We start from the raw sequence: 24523 nt of genomic DNA, 5'->3' as shown, positions 1-24523 counted from the left end.
GCCCGATGCGATCCGAACCGCAACCTTCCGAATATCGCGCGGATACCGCCATTACGCAGCTGACCGACTGGATAGCCGCGCCGGTGGAGGCCGCCGCTTACCCGCAAACCGTTGTCCGTTTCCGCAATGATCGCTGGGCGGCGAGCATTGGCTTAGATCATTTGGGTGAGAACGAGTGGGAAAATCACTTTGGTCGGTTCGCGCCTTTGGATGGCAATCTGCCGCAGCCATTGGCGCTGGCATATCACGGGCACCAGTTCCGCGTGTACAATCCCGATATCGGTGACGGGCGCGGATTTCTGTTTGCCCAGATGCGCGATGGCGATGGCAAGCTGATGGATCTGGGCACCAAGGGATCGGGTCAAACGCCGTTCAGCCGCGCTGGAGACGGAAGGCTCACCCTGAAAGGCGGGGTCCGCGAAATTCTGGCGACTGAAATGCTGGAGGCGCTGGGCGTAAACACGTCCAAGACATTTTCTATCATCGAGACGGGTGAGAAACTCATCCGGCAAGACGAGCCTTCCCCTGCCCGATCGGCCGTGATGGTCCGGCTCAGCCATTCTCATATCCGTATCGGCACGTTTCAACGTTTGCTCGCACACGAGGAAAGCGAGCAAATGGCGCAACTCGTTGATTACTGCCTTGAGCATTTTCCGGGACCGATGCCGCCAAAGGATGCTCTGGGCCGCGATGAACCCGCCGTAATCCTGCTTCATCAAGTGGTCGAGCGCATGGCTGATCTTGCTGCCAGTTACATGGTCGCAGGCTTCGTCCACGGCGTGCTGAACACCGACAATATGAATATTACGGGCGAGAGCTTTGACTACGGGCCGTGGCGCTGGCTGCCGACATGGGACCCCGGTTTCACCGCCGCCTATTTCGACCACAACGGGCTCTATGCCTTTGGCCGCCAGCCGGAGGCGCTGCATTGGAATTGCGGGCAATTGGCCGTGGCGTTGCGGCTGCTCGCTGACACCGAGCCTTTGGTGGCGGCGATGGAGCGTTTCGGTACGCTTTACATGGCCGCCATTGCACGGCGTTGGTGCTGGCGTTTGGGGATCAGCCCACGCGGCGACGAAGCGGATACGGCGCTGATCGGCCTATGCGAGCAATACATGCGTGAGCACAAAGTCGGGCCAGACGGTTTCTTCTTCGCCCATCGCGGCGGCCGCAGGAATGCAGAGGGCGAGTTTGGCGAAGCGCTCGCCGGTTATGAACCGGTCGATAGTTCGCACGAATACTGGTCTGATCAGGCCCCTCAAAGCATACTGATTGAGGAAGTTGAGGCGATCTGGTCTGCCATTGCCGACAACGATGATTGGGTGCCGCTTAAGAAAAAGGTCGGGCAGCTCAGACGAATGGGCCAAGCACACGGCGAACCGCCAGAGCCGGCTGGCCACGTAAAAGCCACATGATATCGGTTATCCTGATTAAGAGTAATGAGCGATACGAGGTTGTAAAATCGCCTCAAACCCTATCTTTTCCATGCAAGCAACGTTACCGGATTTAGCCAATAGAGCAGTGTTCCAATGAAGAGCATCGCCGATTGAGGAACCCGCACAAGAGGGGCAAGTTTCCAAGAGTGACTGACACAACCCTGATTTCCTATGATCCCGCCACGGGTGATGAATTGTGGCGCGGCGAGCTTGGCGATGTAGACACCGCAGTCAGCGCCGCGCGCCGTGCCTTTCCGGAATGGGCTGCCCGCCCCTTGGCGAACCGGATCGAACTATGCCGCCGGTTTGCCAATGAAGTGCGCGCCGAAGCAGACGGCCTAGCCGAACTGATCGCCCGCGAAGCTGGCAAGCCGCTATGGGAAGCCAGAACCGAAGTCGATGCGGTCATCAACAAGGTCGATATCTCGGTAAATGCTTATGCCGAACGGACAGGTAAGAAAAAACTCGACAGCGCCATGAACGGCACTGCGGCCCTGCGTCATAAACCGCACGGCGCAATGGCCGTGCTTGGCCCGTATAACTTCCCTGCCCACCTGCCGAATGGCCACATGATTCCGGCCCTGATCGCGGGCAATGTCGTGCTGTTCAAACCGTCCGAAAAGACCCCTGCGGTTGGCGCAGCTCTGGTCGAATGCTTCCGCAAGGCCAAGTTTCCAGAAGGCGTGGTGCAACTGGTTGTTGGCGGACCAGACGAGGGCAAGGCGCTCGTTGCCCATCCCGGCATTGATGGAGTTTTGTTCACCGGTTCTGCCAATGCCGGTATCGCAATCAATCGCAAGCTCGCCTCGAACCCCGGTAAGATCGTCGCGCTGGAAATGGGCGGCAACAACCCGATTGTGGTTACCAATACGCCTCTGATCTCCGACGCTGCCGCTCTGATCGTGCAAAGCGCTTTCACCACCGCAGGTCAGCGTTGCACCGCGGCCCGGCGGCTGATCATCGTGGATTCGATGTTCGATGCAGTGATCGCGGAATTGAAAAAGCTGACCAAGAGCCTGATTGTTGGCAATCCTTTGGATGATCCGCAGCCATTTATGGGGCCGGTCATCGACAATGAAACCGCTGAATTGCTGGGCGAGAGCTTTCTCGCGTTGGTCACCGCCGGCGGGAAGCCGATCACACATTTGCGCCGTACCGATCCGGACAAACCATTTCTGACCCCCGGCATTATCGACACGACCGATATTCCTGACAGGCCAGACATCGAATTGTTCGGTCCGATTCTGCAAGTGATCAGAGTGCCCGATCTTGACGCCGGTATTGCGGAGGCAAACAACACGCGGTTTGGTCTATCGGCATCGCTCATTGGCGGTTCACCGGATGATTACGCGCGGTTCTGGGCCAATGTTCGTGCGGGTATTATCAATTGGAACCGCCCGACCAACGGCGCTTCGTCGGCTGCTCCATTTGGCGGGATCGGCCTTTCGGGCAACCATCGGCCAGCTGCATTCTACGCTGCGGATTATTGCGCATATCCGGTCGCAAGCACCGAACTGGAGCAGCCTCGCGCAAACATCGCGATTGGCGTCCAAACCTAAGCAACCTGAAATTTCGGCCTATTTGGTCCAGTAGATGAGATCGACTGCGGTCATTCCGCCTGGTCCTTCACGAACATGGGCGACCAGATGTTCTGTGCGGCCATCGCCAACGACTGACTTCTCCGGCGCTTCATAAATTGCCGGACGCAGCCTTGCGCGGTCTGCGCGGGCAAAATGGTATCCCAACGCATCGTCAATATCGACCGGAGTGACATAGCGCACAATCCGGGCGTTGCAGTTTCCGCTCGCTACACCAGCGGCCTGTTGCACCATACCGTGCGGCATAATCGAGGAGGGGCCCGGCATATCGACAGACCAATTTAAACCTGCCTCAAGAGCGCTCGCGCATTCCTGTGGCCCGCCAACGGCATTAAAAATGGCGTCGGCAGTGGTCAGGTTTGAAAGATCACCAGCACCACCTTCGCTAGACGGAAATGGTAACGGGGGAATCTGTCCGTCCGCGAGCAATTCCACGCGTGCAGCTTCGCGTGCCTGATTGGCAAGCTCGTCAGTCGCGACCAAAGGCGGCAAGGCATGATCATACCGAACTGTAAGCGCGGCGTTCGCTTCGTTGCGATAGGCAAGGTCGGGATCGACCATAAGCGGATCGTTAAGCGCGCGCGCCATCAGGGGATCGGTCGCAACGACGCTTTCGGTGACTTCGGGTTCGACCTCAGAACCACAGGCAGACAGCGCCAAACCCATTAAGGCTGGCGCGCTGATTAGGCCGAGGCGGAATTGTCGCGAGAACATGTCCGCCCTTTTGCCGCAACAAGGTTAATAATCGCTATCATGAGCGGACAAAATGAAAACGCCCCCATGTCGCAAAGACATGGGAGCGCCTTCCGCGGTGGTGGAACCGCGCTCAGGCCCTTGGTGGGTAGGCCCAAGTAGGGAGGAGAAGGCGCGCAGCGTAGGTGGGATTGCCGCGCGCCCCTCGATTGATCTGTTCATGTATAAGCTATCAAACCTGAACGGTCTGCAATCGAGGGCGAAAGGGTCGGTTCAGCGTTGCAACGCGCTGTAAAGCGCGCCGCCGCTTGCGCTCATTGCGCGCGAAGCCTACGGGCCGTGCTCCATGGCGACACCCGCTCCCACCCCCGCAAACAGCGAAGCAGAACCTTCCGGCCTACCGGCAGCGCTCGCAGCGTATCTGATGTGGGGGTTTCTGCCGCTCTATCTGCTGCTGGTCACGAGCGTACCGCCGTTCGAATTCGTCGGCTGGCGGATCATTTGGACCCTGCCGTTTTGCCTTGCGATCGTCGCGCTGCGAAAGCAGTTTCCCGCGCTGAAAGAGGCGTTGACGAACCGCCGAACATTGCTCGCCCTGTTTGCCAGTGCCCTGCTGATCGCGATCAACTGGTTCGTCTATATTTGGGCGATCATGGAAAATCAGGTCTACGCCGCGAGCCTTGGATACTACCTCAATCCGCTGCTGAATGTGCTGCTTGGCACGCTGTTGCTGGGTGAGAAACTGTCGAAGCGGCAATGGCTGGCTGTGGCAATCGCCCTGACAGCGGTTGCCTTGTTGGCAGCTGGCGCGCTGACAACTCTTTGGATCAGCCTGAGTCTCGCTTTCAGCTTTGGGCTGTATGGGATTGTAAGGAAACAGGTTCCTGTCGGGTCGCTTCCCGGCCTGACAATCGAGAGTGCGATCCTTCTAATTCCGGCTGCGGGTATTGCCTGGTGGTATGCTCAGACACCCGCCGGATCAGCCTTTGGCAATGATTGGTTTTTGAGCGCCGCGATAGTGTTTTCGGGCGTGGTAACAGCGGTGCCGCTGTTGCTGTTCGCAATTGCAGCCAAGCGGATGAATTATTCAACGCTTGGTTTCATCCAGTATCTCGCGCCAACGATTGTGTTTCTGCTCGGCCTGACCGTCTTCGGCGAGGAATTGCGCCCCGTTCAACTTGGCAGTTTCCTGCTCATCTGGACAGCGGTGGCGATCTTTTTGTTCGACCTTTGGGCGAGAAGCCGAAAAGCCAAAGCGGCGGCTTAGTCGGCGATCCGCCAGCCAATCGTTTGCCCGCCATGCCAAGGCACAATGGTTTGCCCGGCAAGATCGAGCTCTTCAGGTACCGCGACGTCCGCTCGCTCAAGCGTAATGGTCTCTTCATTCACCGGCAGGCCGTAAAACGCCGGCCCATTTAGCGATGCAAACGCTTCCAGATGCTCCAGCGCGTCTTCTTCATCGAACACAATACAATAACTTTCGATCGCATAAGGCGCGCCAAAAATACCAGCACAGCCGCAAGCGCTTTCTTTGTCACCGCGAAGATGCGGCGCGCTGTCGGTGCCGAGGAAGAACTTCGATGAACCAGAGGTTGCCGCTTTGCGCAGGGCAAGCCGGTGGGTTTCACGCTTGGCGACAGGCAGGCAATAATTGTGCGGCTGGATTCCGCCCACCAGCATCGCGTTGCGATTGATATGGAGATGCTGCGGCGTAATTGTCGCTGCGACATTGGGTCCGCATTCTTCCACAAAAGCCACTGCATCGGCTGTCGTAATGTGCTCAAAGACGATCTTAAGCTTTGGAAAATCGCGAACAATCGCGCGCATGTGGCGTTCTATAAATTCCGCCTCGCGGTCGAACACATCTATGTCGTGATCCGTCACTTCGCCGTGAATACACAGCACAATGCCCTCAGCCTCCATCCCCTCAAGCACCAGATAAATCTTGGCCAAATCGCTCACGCCATGCGCTGAATTCGTCGTAGCATTGGCAGGATAGAGCTTGGCAGCGGTAAAGACCCCCTCAGCAAACCCGCGCGCCAGATCATCCGGATCGGTCGTATCGGTGAGATAGCACGTCATCAGCGGCGTAAAGTCCACTCCGGCAGGCACTGCCGCGACAATCCGTTCGCGATATTCCGCCGCCAAATTCGCTGTCGTTACCGGAGGCGTCAGGTTCGGCATCACAATCGCCCGCCCAAACTGACGCGCTGTGTAAGGAACAACACCGCGCATGATATCACCGTCGCGGAAATGCAGGTGCCAGTCATCAGGGCGGCGAATTGTGAGCGTATCAGTCATGACGATTCCCTAGTCTGGCACGGAAAGTCTTTCCAGCCCTGTCGGACATCCATAAAGGGCTTTGTATGACTAAAATCGGATTTCTTGCCTGCGAAACCACTCTGCCTGAAGCATTGGGGGGATCTGGCGAACGACGTGGTGACGCGTTTGAACATGACCTGATGATTGCCGCGTTTGAACCGGCGTTTGCCGCGCAAGGGTTGGATTTGTGCGTGATCGATTGGGAGGCGCCCATCGAAGCGTTCGAAGGCATTGCATTGGTGCTGCTTGGTTCATCATGGAACTATCAGGACAAACCCGAGGCGTTTCTGGGCAAACTTGATGCCTTGGCGGCAAACGGGATCAAGGTTTGCAATCCACCTGACCTGGTTCGCTGGAATGCGACAAAAACATATCTGCGCGACCTTGGTGACAAAGGCGCTCGCACCATTCCAACGTTGTGGCGAAAGGCCGTGACAGCTGAAGGCGCGCTTGAGGCAATGGAAGTGTTCGATACCGACCGTATCGTGGTCAAACGCCAGATTGGTGCAGGCGCCCTCGGTCAGGAGTTGATTTCGAAAGGATCGCTGCCCGATGCCAATTGGAATTTTGCCCATGCTGCGATGCTGCAACCCTTCCTTCCGGCGATTGCAGAAGAAGGCGAGCTGAGCTTTGTCTTTATAGATGGCGAATTGAGCCATGTTCTCCGCAAGCTGCCTGCGAAAGGCGACTACCGGATTCAATCGCTCTATGGCGGTTCGGAAGAAGTCCACCAACCGACTGCAGCAGAAGCGGGTGCCGCGGCTGCAATTGTCGCGGCGCTGCCATTCTCCACTCCGCTCTACGCCCGCATTGATATGCTACGCGCAGAGGACGGCGCGCTGATGGTTATGGAAGCCGAGCTGATCGAACCCTATCTATATCCCGAACAGGGACCTGAACTGGGCCCACGGCTTGCCCAAGCTATAGCAAAACGGATATCGTGAAGTGACCGCAAAGAACCTAAGCAATCGCGCAATCGTCCGCTTGGCTCCAACCGATGCAAGCGAAGATGTCCGTGGATTTCTGCAAGGCCTCGTCACTAATGACGTGAGCGGCGATTTACCCGTCTACGCCGCTCTGCTGTCCGCCCAAGGCAAAGCGATGTTCGACTTTTTCGTATGGTCTGGTGAAGACGGCGCATTGCTGCTCGATTGCGAAGCGAATGCTGCCGATGACCTTGCAAAGCGGCTCTCGCTCTATCGGTTGCGCCGTAAGATTGAGATCGCCCGAGACGAGACTTTAGCCGTATACTGGAGCGACACGGCGTTCGATGGCGCGATAGCTGATCCGCGACTGGCTGCTTTGGGCTATCGCGGTGTTTCAAAAGCGACAGAGGCAGTAAACGGCGATGCGGACTATCAAGCACATCGATTGTCGCTTGGTGTTCCAGAGGGACGCAGCGATCTTGCCGATATTCTTTGGCTGGAGACCAACGCGGTCGAGCTAAACGGCGTGAGCTTCGCAAAAGGCTGCTATATCGGTCAAGAAAACACCGCGCGGATGAGCTGGCGGCAGAAGGTCAATCGCCGTCTGGTTGTTGTGCCCTTTGATGCTTCAGAAGAGAAACGGCGCAAGGCGATCTATCCAGATCTCGGACTAGCGGTGGATCACTTGCGGGTTGCCGATCTTGACCCTGCGAGCTTGCCCGACTGGCAGAGCGCAGGCCTGACCGAATAACTTAGCGCTGGTAATGCTGCGCCATTGAAGCCTCAAGATTGGCAGCAGCGCGTTCGCGAGCTGTATCGCGCGGCAGACCGAGCGATTTCGCCAGCGCCCCGCCGATTAGCGCATCTCCCAATGCGAGCAACACAAGACTGAGCGTGTCCTTATGGACGTGCATTTCATCACCGGAGTGATCCGCCTCACCGGGTGCAATCTCGTCAACCAGCTCGTGAATTGTGCTGATAATCGGGTTTAGCGCATCCTCGTTCCCGGTGAGCAGCATCCAACTGGTCAGCGCGCCTGCGCCTTCGCGGTCAAAGGCATCGAATGCGAGGTCCACCACTTCGCGTGCCGAGCCAAGGCCCGCCCTGCTCGCATGAACAGCCTCAATAATGGTTTCGCAGACGGTCTTCGCAAGATGCTCTGCAAGCGCCTTTTGCAGGCCAGATGCAGAACCGAAATGATGCAACAGATTGGCGTGTGTCCGGCCAATACGCGAGGCGACAGCCTTCAAAGTCACCGACTGGGGCCCTGTCTCAATCAGCAGCGCGCGCGCCGCTTGGAGAGCAGACTTACGGGACTCTTCGGGCGTTAATCTTTTGCGGCTTGTCATACCACAATATCCCTAGTGAAAACCGCAGCGTTGAACAAGCGGACGAAGCGGCAAACCAGAAGCCCCGGCGCTCTGAAGAGAGGCCGGGGCGTTGGGACTATATAGAGACGAGCGAAATCAAGCCGCCACAGAGACACTCTCGTCCAATAGGTCGCGCAGCGAGAGCTCATATTCGGCCGTCGGTGCATCTTCGCCGCGGCCGCAGGAATGACGTTCCACAACGCGGCCAGTCGGCTTAAAACCAAGCTTGCGCAAAACCGCGCCCGATGCAGGATTGTCGAGGAAATGCGAAGCAACCAGATTTTGATGACCAAGCGCTCGTGCGACTTTCAGCGCCGCGGCGCCAGCCTCGGTCGCAAAACCCTGACCCCAATATGGGCGGGCGATCCAATATCCGAGCTCGATCACACCGGCATCGTCATCCATCGCATCTATGCCGATGCAGCCGACAACCTGCGCATCGCGTGCGCGGGTGATCAGAAATCGCGGAAACATCGGATCAATCGGGAGCGATACGAATTTGCGCGCATCCTCGGCGGCGTAGGGCCACGGGGCGCTGGCTAGATTTCGCACGACACCTTCATCGGCAATGCCCGAAAGCACGCCTTGCCAATCCTCTGGCCAGATGGGTCTGAGCAGCAATCTGTCGCTACGATGGAACACAATTCTTCTCCCAAGCGAGAACTCAATTGCCCCTCACCGCGCCGATAGGCGGGCTGCATGACAATTTCGTTGCCGTGAAACTTTATCGCTCCACGGATTTTCGAGGGAGAAACGAGAAGAGGGAGATGGCTCCCCCGAATGGGGTGGCCCTTCTCCCTCTACGCTGCCGATTGTGTTATCGGCTAGGACCGCCCCGGTGGACGATCCTGTTTTTGAATCGTCCGGTTATTCAGCTGCTTCCGCAATCATGTCTACCGACACGAATTTGCGGCCTAGCTTGCCCTTATGGAATCGGACCACGCCTTCGCCGAGCGCGAAGAGAGTGTGATCTTTACCCATACCGACATTGGTACCCGGATAGAATTTAGTGCCGCGCTGACGCACGAGGATGTTTCCGCCGATCACGTCCTGACCGCCGAATTTCTTCACACCAAGGCGGCGACCTGCTGAGTCGCGACCGTTACGCGATGAACCGCCTGCTTTCTTATGTGCCATGGGTCCTGATCCTTACTTCGTATCAGCTTTTGGCGCGGCTTTCTTAGCCGGTGCCTTTTTTGCTGGTGCTTTCTTGGCTGCAGGCTTTTTATCGGCTGCGGCCTTCGGAGCGGCTTTCTTGGCCGGAGCCTTTTTCGCCGGAGCTTTCTTGGCTTCGGCTTCAGCTTTCGGTGCGGCTTCCTTTTTAGGAGCGGCAGCCTTCTTAGCCGGAGCCTTTTTGCCTTCGCCTACGTCGGTGATGCGCAGAAGCGTCATCTGTTGACGGTGACCAGCCTTACGGCGGTAGTTGTGGCGACGACGCTTTTTGAAAACGACGACTTTCTCGCTCTTCGCTTGAGCGATGATTTCGGCCGAAACACTCACTTTGGAAGCGTCAGCGATCGAATCGCCTTCGCCTGCCATCAGGATGTCACCCAATGTGATCGTGTCGCCGGCTTCTCCAGCGAGCTTTTCAACGGCAATCTTGTCTCCGGCGGCAACCCGATATTGCTTGCCACCTGTGCGCACTATCGCGAACATGGTCTATACTCTCAATCTCTTGGCGTGTCCGGCAGCGCGGAAGAAAACCCACATTGACCGAACGGCATTGCGGCGCAGCCTAGATGCAGCGCCGGAAAGAACGGTGCCGTTAAGGGAAACACTCTGGCAAGTCAACGCTATCTGACGGAGAATCTGTCCTCAAAGCGACTCTTTTTCAGACTCTTTGCCTATCTGGCTTTGCGCAGCCAATTCGGCGTGATATTCGTGCCCGCCAAGATGAGACATCGTTATTTCAAGGTTTTGATCGCAGCAAGTGCTGCAACGTTTCTGTCCGCCTGCGCGGGCTCAAGCGACAAATACCCTTCGCTCGCCATACGCGACTTTGAACGGACACAGGGTCAATTCACGCCTTTGCAGGCCGAGGAGCCTGCTCCGATTCGGGCGGTCGCGACGTCACAGGACCTAAACGATCTCGTGGCGCGCGCAGAAACCTCTCACGGACGATTCACGCGCTCACAAACTAACGCCACAGCGCTTGTCAGGCTGGCTGCAGGAAAGAGCATTGAAAGCGATGATCGACAGCGAGCTCTTGTCGCACTGGCCGATTTAACAGCCATGCGCAGCGATACTGCAATTGCCCTTGCTGATCTTGACCTGCTGACCGCTGAAGCGGCCACGACCTTTGCCCCGAAAGAGGACATAGAATTGGCGCGATCAAAAGTTGAAACAATCATCACTGCGCAAAATCGCGCTCTCGATGTTTTATGGCAGCGGCTTTCGCAGTGAACACCGCCTGCGAAACTTGTCCGGTAAAAGACAGCGCAGCTTGCGCCGTGTTGACCGAAGAAGAGCGCGATGCGCTGGCGGCGGCGGGCCGAACGCGGACCTTGAAACGCGGGGAAATGCTGTTCGCGGCAGGAGACGAGAATGCCGCCTGCGCGACTCTTGTATCAGGTGCATTGAAGGTTTCGGCCATTGACCGCGATGGCAATGAACAAATCCTCGCGCTCGTTCACCCTTCAGGTTTTATCGGTGAACTGTTTGCTCCTTTTGCCCATCATGATGTCGTCGCTCTGACAGAGAGCAGGCTTTGCACGTTTGCGCGCGCAGATATCAATCAAGCGATCGACCTCTATCCCTCTCTTGCCCGCGCATTGCTGCGGCGCAGTCAGGAAGATCTGCTGGCAACACGCAGCCTGCTTGAACTCAACGCAACCGCTGATGCCGAAGCCCGATTGGCGGCTCTTATCCATGACTTCGCCGTCGCGGCCAGCCATTCCTCGTGCCATCTCGCCAGTGAATTTGAATTGCCGCTGACGCGCGGTGAAATTGCCAACATGCTGGGCCTCACCATCGAAACGGTCAGCCGCAAGCTCGGCGAGATCGAAGAGGCCGGCGCGATCCTGCGCAAAGGAAAGCGCGGGATCGAACTGATCGACCCCGCGCTTCTTCAGGCCCTATCCGGGCGCCAGGCTGCTCAGGCCTAGCTACGTCATCGTCTCTCTCCTTGGGGCGATCAAAGCCCCTCGATCACACCAGCGCGGCGATGACAACGACGGCGCAGGCCCAAAGAACTATTAAAGCCGGCAGGATCAGCATTTGGATCGCGGCATCGCGCGGCGCGAGGCGTCCTGTGTTGGTCATAATGCCTGCCTGTTTGAATTTACCCATAGTCATGGGTTTGCTGTTGTTATCTTTGAGCCGGGTCCAAGCTGCGGGAACGCCAAATCCGGCAACGATAAATGCAGCAAAAATCACCATCGGGATGATCAGACCAGGCGTGGAAAATGCGGTTGCCAGAATGCCAATAAATGCAAGGTAGCACGCGACAGTAGCGCCGTAGAAAGCAGTTGGCATTTCAAAATTGCGGTCGCTTTCGACCTGATTGCGAGGTGCATCGACATGCGCGGGGGCTGCGACAATGCGGGCATCTCCGCGGGCGATAATGTCGTGTGCGAGTTTACTCATGGGGCTTTCTCCTTCGTTGGAAAGAGAATTAGTACCGGGCTGCGCTCGCCACCTTGATCCAGATCAAACTGAGGCGAGTATTTTCAATTCCAACGCAAAAGATCAGCGTGATCAGCCTCGCGTGGCTCAATCCAATGCCACACGCCATCGCGCAATTCGCGTTTCCAGAACCAGGCAGCGCTTTTGAGGTGATCCATACAAAAATCGACCGCGTCGATAGAATCGCGCCGATGTGCCGCCGCCGCCGAAACACATACGATCGGCTCGCCCGGATGCATTTGGCCGATGCGGTGCACCATCAACAGTCCCATGAGATCGAACCGGTCAGCCGCCGCATCCGCCAATTGTTGCAAACCGTTCATCGTCAGCGGCTCGTAGTGAGAAAGCTCCAGCTTCTCGACGCCGCCGCCTCCGCGCACTTCGCCCACGAATGTGCAAACCCCGCCAAGGCCTTCGCATGTATTGGTGAACGGCCCGATCAAAGCACCGGGAATGAATGGCTGGGTAAGCAAACGAATATCGCGGTGCATGGCCGGATCAACCGCCGCTGACAGGTGGCAGCAGCGCCACTTCATCGCCGTCTCTTGCATCAAGATGCGTCTTATCAGACAGAACCTTGCCGTTAACTGCGACCAACGTTCGCGCATCATCGACCGCAGCGGAAATCTCGGGATTAACGTGGTTTCGCAGCAATTCGACCAAATCGGGCCAGTCAATTTCGCCGGAACTGGACGTAAATTCGGATTCGTCCTTTCCTGCAATGTCTGCCAGTTGCCCTAGGTACATTATCCGGATCGACACCGCTCACCCCCCTGTCATCGACATATGACGCCGCTGCGCCGGTTCTGCTCCGCGCGTGTCCATACGAAAATCATGTTTCTCCGGCTTGATCATCATCGCCTGTGCCAGACCTTTTGCCAGATTGCCTTCTGCATCATCAGATCGGAGCGCGGCGCGCAAGTCCACCCGTTCCGCCCCGCCAAGGCAAGGGTAAAGCTGACCTGTCGCTGTAACGCGAAGCCTGTTGCAACCTGCGCAGAAATTGCCGGTAAGCGGGGTTATAAGACCCAACCTGCCGCCGGTTTCTGCGATATCAAAATAGCGCGCAGGGCCGCCGGTTTTGTGATCGCTTTCCGTCAGTGTCCAGCGCTGCTCAAGGCTCTCTTTAACAATGCCGAGAGAAAGAAACTGGTCGAGCCGTTCCTCCTCAATCTCGCCAAGCGGCATTACTTCGATCAACGTCACATCGTGGCCGGAGGCATGCGCCCACGCGATCAGATCAGGAAGCTCGCCCTCGTTCACGTCTTTCAGCGCGACTGCGTTTATCTTCACCTTCAAGCCTGCTTCTTTGGCAGCGGAAATGCCGTCCAAGACCAGAGGCAGGGCATCGCGCCGTGTCAGCCGCGCAAAGCGTTCGCGGTCGAGCGTATCCAGAGAGACATTCACGCGCCGCACGCCGGCCGTCGCAAGGGCATCCGCATGCTCGGCAAGCTGGGTTCCATTGGTGGTAAGCGTCAGCTCATCCAGCCCGTTACCAATCCGGCGACCAAGCGCATCGAACAGGTCAACGATGTCGCGGCGCACCAATGGCTCCCCACCAGTGATCCGTATCTTGTTGACCCCGCGATCGATGAAACCGGTGGCCAGTTGGTGCAGCTCTTCGAGCGTCAGAACGTCTTTTTTGGGCAGGAAAGTCATGCGTTCGGGCATGCAATAGGAGCAGCGCAAGTCGCAGCGATCCGTCACAGACAAACGTAGGTAAGAAATCGATCGCTTGAACGTATCGATCAGCGGCGCAGATTTTGCACCGAGATCAATCCTGTCTGGTTTGCGAGTCGCGATTTTAGCCATGGGCAGGACAGTACTGTCCGGTAACGCCAGGCGCATCTCGCAAATAATCGATCAGCGCCTTTGCCGCCAATTGATCTTTCGCTCCGATCACATTTACGCGTTTAGGGGTGTATTCCCGCGCAAGATCGCCCGCGAGCGAGCGCCGCCAATCATCATGGTCGGTCCCCGCTTCAGGCAAGACGATGGCCAGAGCCGTCGTATCAGCCGCAGCCAGCATAATCTTTGCCTGCTCTAAATAATCGCTGAAGAAAGCCGCACTCGCCGCGATACCGCTGACGGGGAGGCTTTCGACTGTCAGCACAGCCTGCATCAGTCCGCAGGCCGTTCGCGGTGCATCGTGATCCCGATTTTCTCGTTCGCCTCGGCAATGGCGAGCTTAATGATCTTTACCGTGATCGCCTGAACCCGTTTGTCCTGAACAAACAGGCTTTCACAGATGTGGTCAGCCACGGCCTCGATCAGTTTAAAGTGGACATCTTTCGGCAGGCCTTCAGAGGCCGCGAATTTGAGGTCCATGTAATTCTTGCTCGCCTCAAGCGGCGTATCGGGATCGTAGCGATCTGCAATATCATAGCGCGCCTGAATGGTAATGCGCAGCGGTTGCGGCTTACCGGTTTCCTCCGAATAGATGCCGGTTAGAACATCGACTTCGAGGTCGGCCACTTCGAGGATGAGAGAATCGTTCATTCGCTGGAGGCTTCCATTGTCTTGCACGGCCTTAGCATAGCTTCTTGGACCCGCTTGCTTTCAGACAGAGTTAGTCCAGTGAGGACGAGCATCCCGCCTGTGATCGGTTCGTTGATAACGGGAGACGAAACCGTCTCATCTCCGATGATGATCTGCATTTTCTGCCCGACATTCTTTGCGGATGTCTCGGCCAGCCAGACCTTACCCTTTTCTCCCAGCTCAATGTTCAGAACCATCTCGCCGGAATATTCGTCAGGATCAATCTGCGCGACATAAACTCTGGGTGAGCATAGGACGAATTCACTCGTTTGCTTGCCAGTCTCCTCGTCCTGAACAAGGAACCGAACAAGCTCGGCTGGCGGCGCAGCGGGCTCAGCCAAGGCGGCCAAAGCGAATAAGAAAAACGCATTCATGTATCTTGCCTCCAACGTGCAAAGATCGCCGTCGGCAAGAGACGGGCTCCCTCGCCTTCCTCACGCACGGCAAGGTCACCATGCTCGATTACGCCGGGAAGATGCCGCAATTTCTCTTCGAGCAATCCCGCCAGCGCAACTGAACTCATGCGTACGGCATAGACGGTAAGGAACAGAAACGCGCTTTTGTCGTCGAGCAGCTTTGCACAGTCTCCGACGAGATCAGGCAAGCCCGCTTCCAATCGCCAGGTCTCGTTCTTGGGTCCGCGCCCGAACTTTGGCGGATCAAGAATGATGCCATCATACCGCCGCTCACGCCGCACTTCGCGCGCTGCAAACTTTGCGGCATCGTCAACCATCCAACGGATCGGACGGTCATCCATGCCAGACAAAGTCGCATTCTCACGCGCCTGAGCGACAGATTTTTTGGAGGCATCCACGTGGGTGACACGGCCGTGCTCACTCAGGGCCAGCGTGCCGAGGCCGGTATAGCCGAACATGTTCATCGTTTCGGCGTCGTCTCGGCCCGCCAGCTGGCATCGCATCCAGTCCCATACGGGTGCCATATCTGGGAAGAATTGCAGGTGCCGAAACGGAGTGGGTTGTGCGGTGAATTTCACTTCATTCCACGCGAGCTCCCATCCTTCTTCAGAAAGCTGCGTTTCAAGCTGCCAGCGCCCGCCGCCATCCTCATCAGATCCGGGCACAAATTCGCCCGCGGCTGGCCATTCGGAAAGGCGCGGCTGCCACAGCGCTTGCGGCTCTGGCCGGATGAACGCGTGCGGGCCAAATGCCTCGTATTTGCGCCCTGCGCCGCTATCGAGCAGCCGGTAAGCGTCCCATCCAGTGCATTCCATCACCATTGGTTGAAGCGCGATTACCGCCATCAGTCGGCAGAAGCATTCTGCAGAACAAAGTCGCGGGCGGCTTCATAGTCACCGGAAAGCTCGGTGAAATGTTCTTCGCGCCCGAACAGATCGCCGACGCGTTGCGGCAGTGCCGGACGCACTCCGACTGCGCGCTCGACTGCGTCGGGGAACTTCGCCGGATGCGCCGTAGCAAGCGTGACGATGGGAACAGTCGGATCAATTGAGTCGTCCGCAACCATGTCTTGCGCCGCGCTCAGGCCAACGGCGGTGTGCGGATCAATAATCTGGCCGCTGGCTGCGTGGGCCCATTGCATAGCTCGCGCGGTTTGATCCTGATCAGCACGGAAACTGCGAAACAGGTCTTTCATCCCGACGCGCTGTGCATTGGTGAGCGCCATTGTCTTGGCTTTTTCAAAACCGTGCATTTGCTGCGCGATTGCGGCGCCATCACGTCCGCCCGCATCAAACAAAAGTCGCTCAAAATTGGAACTGACCTGAATATCCATCGATGGCGTTATCGTTGGCGTCACACCGCCAGCGGAGTAGTCGCCTTCGTTGATAGCTCGTCGCAAAATGTCATTGATATTTGTCGCAACCACCAAGGTCTCAATCGGTAGCCCCATCCTGGATGCGACATAACCTGCAAAGACATCACCGAAATTTCCCGTGGGGACAGAATAGGCAATTTTGCGATCCGGCCCGCCCAGCTGCAAAGCCGAATAGAAATAATACACCACCTGCGCCATCAGCCGCGCCCAGTTGATCGAATTGACCGCTCCCAGATTGAGAGTACCGGTCACATCCGCATCGCCGAACATGCGCTTCACATGCGCCTGTGCATCATCAAAGCTGCCATCAATCGCGAGGTTATGGACATTCGGTGCGCGCACCGTCGTCATCTGGCGGCGCTGCACGTCGCTTACTTTGCCCTGAGGGTGGAGCATGAAAATCTCGACCCGCTCAGATCCGGCAACACCGCGAATTGCCGCAGATCCGGTATCGCCGCTGGTCGCACCCACGATGGTCAGGCGCTCATCGCGGCGTTTCAGGAAGGTATCGAAAAGCCGACCGAGCATTTGCAGGGCGACGTCTTTGAACGCCAGCGTCGGGCCATGGAACAGTTCGAGCAGCCAATGCTGGCCGTCAAGCTGCACCAAAGGCGTAACCGCAGCGTGGCTGAATTCCTTGCCATAAACCTGCTGGCAAATTTCGATCAGCTCTGCTTCCGTCAAGCTTTTGCCAACGAAAGGCTTCATCACCGCGACGGCGACTTCCCAATATTCGCAGCCCCGAAGATCGCGAATTTCCGCCGCACTAAAGCGCGGCCATTTGCGCGGCAGGTACAGCCCGCCATCGCTGGCAAGACCGGCCAATGTTGCGCCTTCAAAATCAAGCGTAGGCGCGCTTCCTCGGGTGGAGATGTATTCCATATATTCTTGCGGTTAGCGGGCCATGATTGCGAGAGCAAGCAAGGGTGCCTTGCCACTCACCCTAGTCTTTCTTTCGAAGACGCGAACGAACCGCAAATCCGTAGATCAGCACCGCGGTCAACGCGAAGAAGAACCACTGCCCCGCATAGGCGAGGTGATTGTTTGGCAGGTTGCCTGGATCGGGCTTTGCGAGCGACTGCAGTCCTGCCTGCGGAGGGTTCGCGACAAGACGCGGGCCCGGAGCGATTACGCCGGTGACTGCGCCGCCGGTCCATCGCGGGGTTTGAAGGCTGCGCGAATAGCCAAGATCAACGAGCACGGCGGCATCTTCGTCTATCTTACAGGTCGCTCTTTGAGCCCACCCCTTTTGCCCTTTGTCGGATGTACCCGCCACCGTTTCGATATCGAGCACATCAATGCACTCGATTGTACTCTGGCGAAACCACAGATCTTTCCCGTCGCCCGACACTGGGAAGGATACCGCGTCCACCTCCTGCGTCGCCTCGGAATAGGCGGCCAGCATAGCCTCTTTCTCGTCCATGCGGCCAAGCTGCCAAAAGCCAAGGCCAATCATCGTGATCACCGCGGCAATCACAAGAATGGTCGGAATGACGGGGATACGAGAATTCATGTGTCTGCGTTCTCTTTCTCGAGCTTGGCTTCATACTGGGCGTAGAGGAGAGCTGTCTTGTACAGGCGCAGTCCGCCCAGAATTCCGGCCACAGTCACAACGCTCCAGATTAGCACCTGCAGCCAGAATGGTGGTTGCAATGCAATGTCGATGCCCATCGCGGCAGAGATCAGCAGCACCGCCATGATGATAGTGAGCAGTCCAGACCAGCGCGCACCGCGCTCCAGCTCTGAATAGTCAAGCTGGCACGCCTCGCATTCAGTCGCAATGCGCGCGGGCGCCTCGAACAGAGTCGCTTTCCCGCAGCGGGGGCACAAACCAGAAAGGGCAGCCTGGAATAAACCGGGCTGCCCTTGCTTGTCTTTGGGACTGGTGCCCGGTTCGATCAATGGACCGGTGCGCCCCAACCGCCCCATACATAGATGGCAACGAAGAGGAACAGCCAAACAACATCAACAAAGTGCCAGTACCAAGCAGCCGCTTCGAAACCGAAGTGCTGGCGCGGCGTGAAGTGGCCTTTGTAAACGCGGAACAGGCAGACAGCGAGGAAGATGGTGCCGATCAGAACGTGGAAGCCGTGGAAGCCGGTCGCCATGTAGAATGCCGAGCTGTACGTGTTCTGGCCGAAGTTGAACGGCGCGATGCTGTACTCGTAAGCTTGGATACCGCTGAACAGAACGCCGAGGGCGATAGTCGCGATCAGGCCCTGTTTAAGACCATCGCGATCACCGTGGATCAGCGCGTGGTGCGCCCAAGTTACAGTCGTACCGGAGCAGAGCAGGATCAGCGTGTTCAGAAGCGGGAGACTGAATGCATCAAGCACTTCCATGCCCTGGGGCACCAGATCGCCGCCAGACGCGGTGTTGTCGGTTAGAAACGCATTGGCAGTGGCCTGTGCCGCCGTGCCTGCATCAGTCACAGAAAGCGGCGCAGGGAACAGTGCGAAGTCGAAGAACGACCAAAACCAGCCGACAAAGAACATCACTTCGGAAGCGATGAACAGGATCATGCCGTAACGCATGTGAAGCTGAACCACCGGCGTGTGATCGCCTTGCTCTGCTTCGGTCACGATGTTCTTGAACCACATGAAGAATGTGGCGATCAGACCGGCAAGGCCGGCCCACATCACGATGCTGCCCGAGGTACCAAAGGTATCAGGGTGCATGTTGAGCACCAGACCTGAGGTAAATGTCACCGCCGACAACGAGCCGATAAGCGGCCAGATGTCGGGTTCAAGAATGTGATAGTCGTGGTTTACGTTGCCAGCCATGGTCTGCTTTCCCGTCCCTTAGGATGCGTAGTCAATCATGTTCGCGTTAGGAATCCGTGTCTACGGCCTCTTTCGCGCGGTGAAAAGTGTAACTCAAAGTGATCTGTTCGACATCGGCCATGAACTCGTCTTCGAGGATCGCCGGATCGACATAATACAGCACAGGCATGTTCACTTCCTGCCCGGGCTGAAGCGTCTGCTGCGTGAAGCAGAAGCATTGAATTTTATGGAAGTATTTTCCGGCCTGCGCAGGCTCAACATTAAATGTCGCCGTACCTGTGACCGGGTAATTGCTATCATTGCGAGCGATGTACGAAGCCAGATCGCGCTGCCCAATGCGGACGGTGTCGGTCGCTTGCGCAGGGGCAAAGCTCCACGGAACGTCGCGCGCAGTTGAAGCATCAAACCGGATCGAAATTTCTTTTGCGATGCCAGCGCGCGCTGCGCTTACCGCCTCTGCTTCTGTCGCGACCTGAGTGGTCCCGCCAAAGCCTGTGACACGGCAAAACAGATCGTAGAGCGGTACTGCCGCATAACCGAGACCGAGCATCGCCAGCGCGCCGAGCAGCGCCATACCGCCGGTGCGCATATTGCGATCATCGATGGATGGCTGCGCGGTGTTCACTATTGCCCGCCAATCCGCGCAATGGTGATCATGTAGAACAGCACGACAAAGAACAGCAGCGTTCCGCCAACCACAAGGTTGCGGGCTTTCTGGCGGCGCTTTGTTTCGGCTTCTTCTTCAGGGGTCATGCGAACATACCTCCACCGATCAGACCATTGTTTTCGAGCAAGCGATCAGCGACGAGCGCAGCGAACAATGCAAACAGATAGTAGATGCTGAATTTGAACAGCGTCTTTTCCGGCTGCATCGCGTCTTCGTCTGCGCGCGTCCGCGTGCCGACAGGCATCGCAAAGGCGAGGAAGAGCAACGAGAGAACCACCGCAACCGAACCATAAACCCAGCTTGTCGCGCCAATTGCCCATGGAGCAATCGCAACAGGGGCAAGGAGCACCGTGTAAACGAGGATTTGCGTGCGCGTCGATTTCTCGCCTGCGACGACCGGCATCATCGGAATGCCGACTTTCGCATAGTCAGATTTCATAAACAGCGCGAGCGCCCAGAAATGCGGCGGCGTCCACATAAAGATAATCGCAAACAACAGCACCGGCATCAGCGTGATTTCGCCCGTTACGGCAACCCAGCCGATGAACGGAGGGAATGCGCCCGATCCGCCACCAATGACAATATTCTGCGGTGTGCGCGGCTTCAACCACATCGTGTAAATCACGGCGTAGTAGACGATCGCGACTGCGAGTGAGATCGCCGCCAGCCAACCGATTGCAACACCCATCAGGCCAACCGACGTCACCGATAGAAAGATACCGAAATCGCGCGCATCCTTGGGCAGCATGCGACCCGAAGGCAGCGGGCGATTGGCCGTGCGCTTCATCCCCGCATCAAGATCCATTTCCCACCAATGGTTCAGGGCAGCAGAGCCGCCGGCCCCCATCGCGATCGCGAGGATTGCGGTAAAGCCAAGAACAGGATGGATACTACCCGGTGCAGCCAGCAGTCCGCAGATACCGGTGAAGATCACCAGTGTCATGACGCGCGGCTTGGTAAGCGTGAAAAAATCACGCCAATCGGCTGGCATCGGGTGCGGTTTGGCAGTCGGGGTTAAAAGCGTATCCATAGTCAGCTTTTCAGGCGTTTATCCTATTTGAAAGAGAGCGCGCCATCGCCAGCGCGCCCTCCCCCGTTTTCGTTTTTCCGATCATCCGGTTCAGCATTGCGCGCTGCCTTGACGATCCGTCAGTATCAGGCCGAAGCCGGACGGTGATCGTGGTAATCGTGGTGGTCTTCGATCACCGGAAGCGTTTCGAACTGGTGGAATGGCGGCGGGCTGGACAATGTCCATTCCAGCGTCGTCGCGCCTTCGCCCCATGGGTTCGCAGCGGCTTTCTTGCCGATGGTGAACGCGTAAGCGAGGTTCACAAAGAACACGATCATCGAAAGAGCCATGATCATATAGCCGTAGGAACTGATCTCGTTCCAGTATGCAAACGCCTCTGGATAATCAGGAATACGGCGCGGCATTCCGTTCATACCCAGGAAGTGCTGCGGGAAGAAGATCACGTTCACGCCGATAAAGAAGCCCCAGAAATGCAGGTGCGAGAGAAATTCGCTGTGCATCCGGCCGCTCATTTTCGGGAACCAGTAATAGAAACCGGCAAACAGCGAGAAGACCGCGCCCATCGACAGCACATAGTGGAAGTGAGCCACCACGTAGTATGTGTCGTGCAGGTTATCATCGATGCCGCCATTGGCGAGCACAACCCCGGTCACACCGCCAACGGTAAACAGGAAGATGAAGCCCATCGCCCAAACCATCGGCGATTTGAACTCCATGCTGCCGCCCCACATCGTGGCAATCCAGCTGAAGATTTTCACGCCGGTCGGAACAGCGATAACCATCGTTGCCGCGGTGAAGTACATCTTCGTGTTTACGTCGAGGCCTACGGTATACATGTGGTGCGCCCACACGATGAAACCGACAACACCGATGGCAACCATGGCGTAGGCCATACCGAGATAGCCAAACACAGGCTTACGGCTGAAGGTTGCAACGATCTGGGAGATCATACCGAAGCCCGGCAGGATCATGATGTAGACCTCTGGGTGACCAAAGAACCAGAACAGGTGCTGGTAGAGAACAGGGTCTCCGCCGCCCGCTGGATCGAAGAATGTGGTCTGGAAGTTACGGTCTGTCAGAAGCATTGTGATAGCAGCAGCAAGCACTGGAAGCGCGAGCAGCAGCAGGAATGCAGTGACCAGAACCGACCATACGAACAGCGGCATTTTATGCAGGGTCATACCCGGCGCGCGCATGTTGAAAATGGTGGTGATGAAGTTGGTTGCACCAAGGATCGAGCCAGCGCCCGCAAGGTGCAAAGAGAAGATCGCAAAGTCGACCGCAGGCCCCGGATTACCCGTGGTCGAAAGCGGTGCGTAGACAGTCCAGCCAACACCCGCGCCCAGCGCATCTGGTCCGGTACCCGGCACAAACAGCGAGAAACACAGGCTGATAAAGCCAGCAACAGTCAGCCAGAACGATACGTTGTTCATGCGCGGGAACGCCATATCCGGCGCGCCGATCATCAGCGGAACGAACCAGTTACCGAAACCGCCGATCATGGCCGGCATGACCATGAAGAAGACCATGATCAGTCCGTGAGCCGTGATAAACACGTTCCACATATGGAGATTGGCATTTTCTGACGGGTTACCGCCGAAGAACTCAACCGCACCGGCGAGATACTGGATACCCGGTTCAGCCAGTTCCAAACGCATCACGCCCGACATCGCGCCGCCGACGATACCCGCGATAATCGCGAATATCAGGTAGAGCGTGCCAATGTCTTTGTGGTTGGTCGACATGAACCAACGTTTGAAGAAACCAGGCTTATGATCGGCATGATCATGAGCATGGTCTTCTGTGTGGGTGTCGAAACCTTCAGCGGTGGTGGCCATGGTTCAGATTCTCTCGGTTCGTATCGTGTTCGTTATTCGGTTCGGCGTCGGATCAAGCTGCTGGAGCTGGTTCAGCAGTGTCTTCGACAGCTTCTTCTGCGGCGGGTTCTGCACCTGGCAGCGAACCGCCCTGCTCCAGAACCCATGCCTCAAACTCTTCCATCGGCAATGCCTCAACTGCGATCGGCATGTAACCGTGACGCGCACCGCAAAGCTCAGAACATTGGCCGTAATAGAGGCCAGGCTCTTTGATCGTCAGTAGCTTTTCATTCAAGCGGCCCGGGACAGCGTCCATTTTGAACCACAGCGATGGAACTGCGAATGCATGAATTACGTCAGCCGCGGTCGTCTGGATGCGAAGCGGAACGCCAGCCGGGACAACCATACGGTTATCAACTGCCAGTTTGGCTGGCTCGCCATTCGCGATGGCATCAGCATCCGAAAGCATGTTGGAGATAATCTCAACTTCGCCGTGGTCAGGGTATGTGTAGCCCCAATACCATTGATAACCGGTCGCCTTGATGGTGATCGCCTCTTCTGGCGGCGTTTCATATTGGCGCGCAAGCAGAGTGATCGAAGGGACAGCAATCACAACAAGGATAAGTGCAGGAACAATTGTCCAGATCACTTCGATCAAAGTGTTGTGCGTTGTCCGCGATGGCTCGGGATTGGCGCGGCGATTGTAGCGGACAACAACCCAGAGAAGCAGGCCGAGCACGAAAATGCTGATCGCGGTGATAACCGGCATCAGGATGTAATCGTGCATGTTAAGAGCGTAGATGCCGTCTTCAGTATACTGGTCCTGAAACGTCATGCTCTTCCATATGTCATCGGTCGCTGCCGTTGGCATGCCCTTACCTTCGACAGGCTCAAGCGGCGTGTAAGCACCGACTGCCTCTGGCGCTTCGGTTTCGCCCGCAGGCACTTCGTCCGGAGCCGCAGTCGCTGGTACTTCAGAACCGACAGTTTCCTGTGCAAAGGCTGTGTGCGGAATCGCAACAGCAAGCATCGCGGCGAACAGCGCCATGAAGCCAAACTTCAAACGGGTATGGATGTGCCCCATCATAAATGTGCCCAAACTAGCTTTCGATTTTAATCCCATGCCGCCCGTAAACTACTCCGAAATAGGAAGTTGAATCGGTCGACGGTTTTACTGACATTTCTGTCAGCTTCGATGGCCTATTAGCCGCGCTTGCCCCGTGCCTCAAGCGGTTCTAGGGAGAAAATTATGCAATGCGCCATGATCCACGCGCAAGCCCGCCCGTAAGAACCTTTGAAAATGAAGGCGTCTGATTGATGAATTCCGTTCCTTCCTTGCCGCGTACTGAAGAAGAAGTGCTTGCCGAATTTCGCAGTTGCGGCGCCCTATTAGAGGGGCACTTCAAGCTCTCTTCAGGCAAACATAGCGGTCACTACCTACAATGCGCCCGCGTCCTGATGAACCCGGCACGCGCCGCGCGTCTTGCGCAGGCAGTCGTTGCAGGACTCCCGCCCGAAATAGTGGAAAACATCGATACAGTGGTATCTCCGGCGATGGGCGGCATCATCATCGGCCATGAAGTCGCACGCGTGCTGGACAAGGACGCTCTGTTCCTCGAGCGTCCCGAAGGCACATTCCATCTGCGCCGCGGCTTTGCCTTGGAACCAGGCGCGAAAGTGCTGATGGTAGAGGATGTCGTCACAACCGGTCTTTCCAGCCGCGAAGCCATCGCCGCTGTCGCACGCGAAGGAGGCGAAGTGATTGCGGAATGTTCACTCATCGACCGTTCACTGGGATCTGTCGATCTGGGCGTGCCATTTTACCCGCTCGCTGCGTTTGATTTCCCGACCTATGACGAAGACAGCATCCCCGAAAGCCTCGCCAGCGTAGCTATTACAAAACCTGGCAGCCGGAAGTAACAGGCAGA

The 24523-nt window shown here is 57.0% G+C and carries 31 protein-coding genes; 8 read left to right on the top strand and 23 right to left on the bottom strand.

What is annotated here, in order from left to right; genetic code table 11:
• Positions 1–5: 5 nt before the first annotated feature.
• On the top strand, positions 6–1415 hold the full coding sequence (locus tag KCG46_RS08280; protein WP_218404781.1) for a protein adenylyltransferase SelO: 1410 nt from the start codon (positions 6–8) through the stop codon (positions 1413–1415).
• 131 nt (positions 1416–1546) lie between these two features.
• Complete coding sequence (astD, locus tag KCG46_RS08275) at positions 1547–2995, top strand: succinylglutamate-semialdehyde dehydrogenase (protein ID WP_255551834.1); 1449 nt, start codon at positions 1547–1549, stop codon at positions 2993–2995.
• 18 nt (positions 2996–3013) lie between these two features.
• Here astD and KCG46_RS08270 read toward each other — a convergent pair whose 3' ends face one another.
• The gene (locus KCG46_RS08270; protein WP_218404779.1) at positions 3014–3748 is read right to left on the bottom strand and encodes a hypothetical protein; all 735 of its coding nucleotides are present in this window, start codon (positions 3746–3748) and stop codon (positions 3014–3016) included.
• 325 nt (positions 3749–4073) lie between these two features.
• Here KCG46_RS08270 and rarD point away from each other — a divergent pair, with 325 nt between their 5' ends.
• On the top strand, positions 4074–4994 hold the full coding sequence (gene rarD, locus KCG46_RS08265) for an EamA family transporter RarD (protein WP_218404778.1): 921 nt from the start codon (positions 4074–4076) through the stop codon (positions 4992–4994).
• On the opposite strand, the gene pyrC is transcribed toward rarD, so the two are convergent.
• Positions 4991–6028 carry a dihydroorotase gene (pyrC, locus tag KCG46_RS08260; RefSeq protein ID WP_218404777.1) on the bottom strand — a complete coding sequence of 346 codons (1038 nt, stop codon included), beginning with the start codon at positions 6026–6028 and terminating at the stop codon, positions 4991–4993. The genes rarD and pyrC overlap by 4 nt on opposite strands.
• A 65-nt stretch (positions 6029–6093) precedes the next feature.
• Between pyrC and KCG46_RS08255 the strand changes: the two genes are divergently transcribed.
• Both KCG46_RS08255 and ygfZ read left to right on the top strand, forming a co-directional pair.
• Positions 6094–6993, top strand: a complete 900-nt coding sequence (locus KCG46_RS08255; RefSeq protein WP_218404776.1) for an ATP-grasp domain-containing protein — start codon at positions 6094–6096, stop codon at positions 6991–6993.
• Position 6994: 1 nt separating this feature from the next.
• Positions 6995–7726: a CAF17-like 4Fe-4S cluster assembly/insertion protein YgfZ gene (ygfZ, locus tag KCG46_RS08250; RefSeq protein WP_218404775.1), complete on the top strand. Its 732-nt coding sequence runs from the start codon at positions 6995–6997 to the stop codon at positions 7724–7726.
• 1 nt (position 7727) lies between these two features.
• Here the strand turns inward: ygfZ and KCG46_RS08245 are convergent, their stop codons facing one another.
• The 4 genes from KCG46_RS08245 to rplU form a co-directional block, all read right to left on the bottom strand.
• On the bottom strand, positions 7728–8324 hold the full coding sequence (locus tag KCG46_RS08245; RefSeq protein ID WP_218404774.1) for a TetR/AcrR family transcriptional regulator: 597 nt from the start codon (positions 8322–8324) through the stop codon (positions 7728–7730).
• A 117-nt stretch (positions 8325–8441) separates the two neighbouring features.
• Positions 8442–8987 carry a GNAT family N-acetyltransferase gene (locus tag KCG46_RS08240; RefSeq protein WP_218404773.1) on the bottom strand — a complete coding sequence of 182 codons (546 nt, stop codon included), beginning with the start codon at positions 8985–8987 and terminating at the stop codon, positions 8442–8444.
• A gap of 225 nt (positions 8988–9212) precedes the next feature.
• Complete coding sequence (gene rpmA / locus KCG46_RS08235) at positions 9213–9482, bottom strand: 50S ribosomal protein L27 (protein WP_218404772.1); 270 nt, start codon at positions 9480–9482, stop codon at positions 9213–9215.
• 12 nt (positions 9483–9494) lie between these two features.
• The gene (gene rplU / locus KCG46_RS08230; protein ID WP_218404771.1) at positions 9495–10001 is read right to left on the bottom strand and encodes a 50S ribosomal protein L21; all 507 of its coding nucleotides are present in this window, start codon (positions 9999–10001) and stop codon (positions 9495–9497) included.
• A gap of 237 nt (positions 10002–10238) precedes the next feature.
• Between rplU and KCG46_RS08225 the strand changes: the two genes are divergently transcribed.
• On the top strand, positions 10239–10748 hold the full coding sequence (locus KCG46_RS08225) for a hypothetical protein (protein WP_218404770.1): 510 nt from the start codon (positions 10239–10241) through the stop codon (positions 10746–10748).
• Positions 10727–11449, top strand: a complete 723-nt coding sequence (locus KCG46_RS08220; RefSeq protein ID WP_255551833.1) for a Crp/Fnr family transcriptional regulator — start codon at positions 10727–10729, stop codon at positions 11447–11449. Before KCG46_RS08225 ends, KCG46_RS08220 begins: the two co-directional genes overlap by 22 nt.
• Before the next feature lie 43 nt (positions 11450–11492).
• On the opposite strand, the gene KCG46_RS08215 is transcribed toward KCG46_RS08220, so the two are convergent.
• The 17 genes from KCG46_RS08215 to coxB all read right to left on the bottom strand — a co-directional run bounded on the left by KCG46_RS08215 (position 11493) and on the right by coxB (position 23682).
• Complete coding sequence (locus KCG46_RS08215) at positions 11493–11930, bottom strand: hypothetical protein (RefSeq protein ID WP_218404769.1); 438 nt, start codon at positions 11928–11930, stop codon at positions 11493–11495.
• Between the two features lie 83 nt (positions 11931–12013).
• A complete protein-coding gene (locus KCG46_RS08210) occupies positions 12014–12505 on the bottom strand; it encodes a molybdenum cofactor biosynthesis protein MoaE (protein ID WP_255551832.1) in 492 nt (163 codons plus the stop codon).
• Positions 12468–12731 carry a MoaD/ThiS family protein gene (locus KCG46_RS08205; RefSeq protein WP_218404768.1) on the bottom strand — a complete coding sequence of 88 codons (264 nt, stop codon included), beginning with the start codon at positions 12729–12731 and terminating at the stop codon, positions 12468–12470. The genes KCG46_RS08210 and KCG46_RS08205 overlap by 38 nt, the downstream gene beginning before the upstream one ends.
• A gap of 3 nt (positions 12732–12734) precedes the next feature.
• Positions 12735–13781, bottom strand: a complete 1047-nt coding sequence (gene moaA / locus KCG46_RS08200; protein ID WP_218404767.1) for a GTP 3',8-cyclase MoaA — start codon at positions 13779–13781, stop codon at positions 12735–12737.
• Positions 13774–14091 (bottom strand): Rossmann fold domain-containing protein, encoded by a 318-nt coding sequence (locus KCG46_RS08195; RefSeq protein ID WP_218404766.1) that lies wholly within the window; start codon positions 14089–14091, stop codon positions 13774–13776. The genes moaA and KCG46_RS08195 overlap by 8 nt, the downstream gene beginning before the upstream one ends.
• A complete protein-coding gene (locus tag KCG46_RS08190) occupies positions 14091–14468 on the bottom strand; it encodes a dihydroneopterin aldolase (protein ID WP_218404765.1) in 378 nt (125 codons plus the stop codon). The genes KCG46_RS08195 and KCG46_RS08190 overlap by 1 nt, the downstream gene beginning before the upstream one ends.
• The gene (locus tag KCG46_RS08185) at positions 14465–14881 is read right to left on the bottom strand and encodes a SecDF P1 head subdomain-containing protein (RefSeq protein ID WP_218404764.1); all 417 of its coding nucleotides are present in this window, start codon (positions 14879–14881) and stop codon (positions 14465–14467) included. The genes KCG46_RS08190 and KCG46_RS08185 overlap by 4 nt, the downstream gene beginning before the upstream one ends.
• Entirely contained in the window at positions 14878–15768 is an 891-nt protein-coding gene (locus KCG46_RS08180; protein WP_218404763.1) for a class I SAM-dependent methyltransferase, read from the bottom strand. The genes KCG46_RS08185 and KCG46_RS08180 overlap by 4 nt, the downstream gene beginning before the upstream one ends.
• Positions 15768–17180, bottom strand: coding sequence for a threonine synthase (thrC, locus tag KCG46_RS08175; RefSeq protein WP_218404762.1), 1413 nt, complete (start codon positions 17178–17180; stop codon positions 15768–15770). The genes KCG46_RS08180 and thrC overlap by 1 nt, the downstream gene beginning before the upstream one ends.
• A 61-nt stretch (positions 17181–17241) precedes the next feature.
• Positions 17242–17811 (bottom strand): SURF1 family cytochrome oxidase biogenesis protein, encoded by a 570-nt coding sequence (locus tag KCG46_RS08170; RefSeq protein ID WP_218404761.1) that lies wholly within the window; start codon positions 17809–17811, stop codon positions 17242–17244.
• The gene (locus KCG46_RS08165; RefSeq protein WP_255551831.1) at positions 17808–18227 is read right to left on the bottom strand and encodes a DUF983 domain-containing protein; all 420 of its coding nucleotides are present in this window, start codon (positions 18225–18227) and stop codon (positions 17808–17810) included. Before KCG46_RS08165 ends, KCG46_RS08170 begins: the two co-directional genes overlap by 4 nt.
• Positions 18197–19081 carry a cytochrome c oxidase subunit 3 gene (locus KCG46_RS08160; RefSeq protein WP_218404760.1) on the bottom strand — a complete coding sequence of 295 codons (885 nt, stop codon included), beginning with the start codon at positions 19079–19081 and terminating at the stop codon, positions 18197–18199. The genes KCG46_RS08165 and KCG46_RS08160 overlap by 31 nt, the downstream gene beginning before the upstream one ends.
• A 46-nt stretch (positions 19082–19127) precedes the next feature.
• Positions 19128–19670 (bottom strand): cytochrome c oxidase assembly protein, encoded by a 543-nt coding sequence (locus KCG46_RS08155; protein ID WP_218405376.1) that lies wholly within the window; start codon positions 19668–19670, stop codon positions 19128–19130.
• A 35-nt stretch (positions 19671–19705) separates the two neighbouring features.
• Positions 19706–19834 carry a cytochrome c oxidase system small membrane protein gene (locus KCG46_RS12650; RefSeq protein WP_255551830.1) on the bottom strand — a complete coding sequence of 43 codons (129 nt, stop codon included), beginning with the start codon at positions 19832–19834 and terminating at the stop codon, positions 19706–19708.
• Positions 19831–20778, bottom strand: coding sequence for a heme o synthase (locus KCG46_RS08150; protein ID WP_218404759.1), 948 nt, complete (start codon positions 20776–20778; stop codon positions 19831–19833). The genes KCG46_RS12650 and KCG46_RS08150 overlap by 4 nt, the downstream gene beginning before the upstream one ends.
• Positions 20779–20903: 125 nt before the next feature.
• The gene (gene ctaD / locus KCG46_RS08145; protein WP_218404758.1) at positions 20904–22616 is read right to left on the bottom strand and encodes a cytochrome c oxidase subunit I; all 1713 of its coding nucleotides are present in this window, start codon (positions 22614–22616) and stop codon (positions 20904–20906) included.
• A 52-nt stretch (positions 22617–22668) separates the two neighbouring features.
• Entirely contained in the window at positions 22669–23682 is a 1014-nt protein-coding gene (coxB, locus tag KCG46_RS08140) for a cytochrome c oxidase subunit II (RefSeq protein WP_218405375.1), read from the bottom strand.
• A 230-nt stretch (positions 23683–23912) separates the two neighbouring features.
• Here coxB and pyrE point away from each other — a divergent pair, with 230 nt between their 5' ends.
• On the top strand, positions 23913–24515 hold the full coding sequence (gene pyrE, locus KCG46_RS08135) for an orotate phosphoribosyltransferase (protein WP_218404757.1): 603 nt from the start codon (positions 23913–23915) through the stop codon (positions 24513–24515).
• Positions 24516–24523 lie beyond the last annotated feature (8 nt).

This window comes from Erythrobacter crassostreae (assembly GCF_019204045.1).
Taxonomy (GTDB): domain Bacteria; phylum Pseudomonadota; class Alphaproteobacteria; order Sphingomonadales; family Sphingomonadaceae; genus Erythrobacter; species Erythrobacter crassostreae.
Note: the sequence above shows the minus strand (reverse complement) of the source record. Positions and strands in the feature narration are given on the sequence as shown.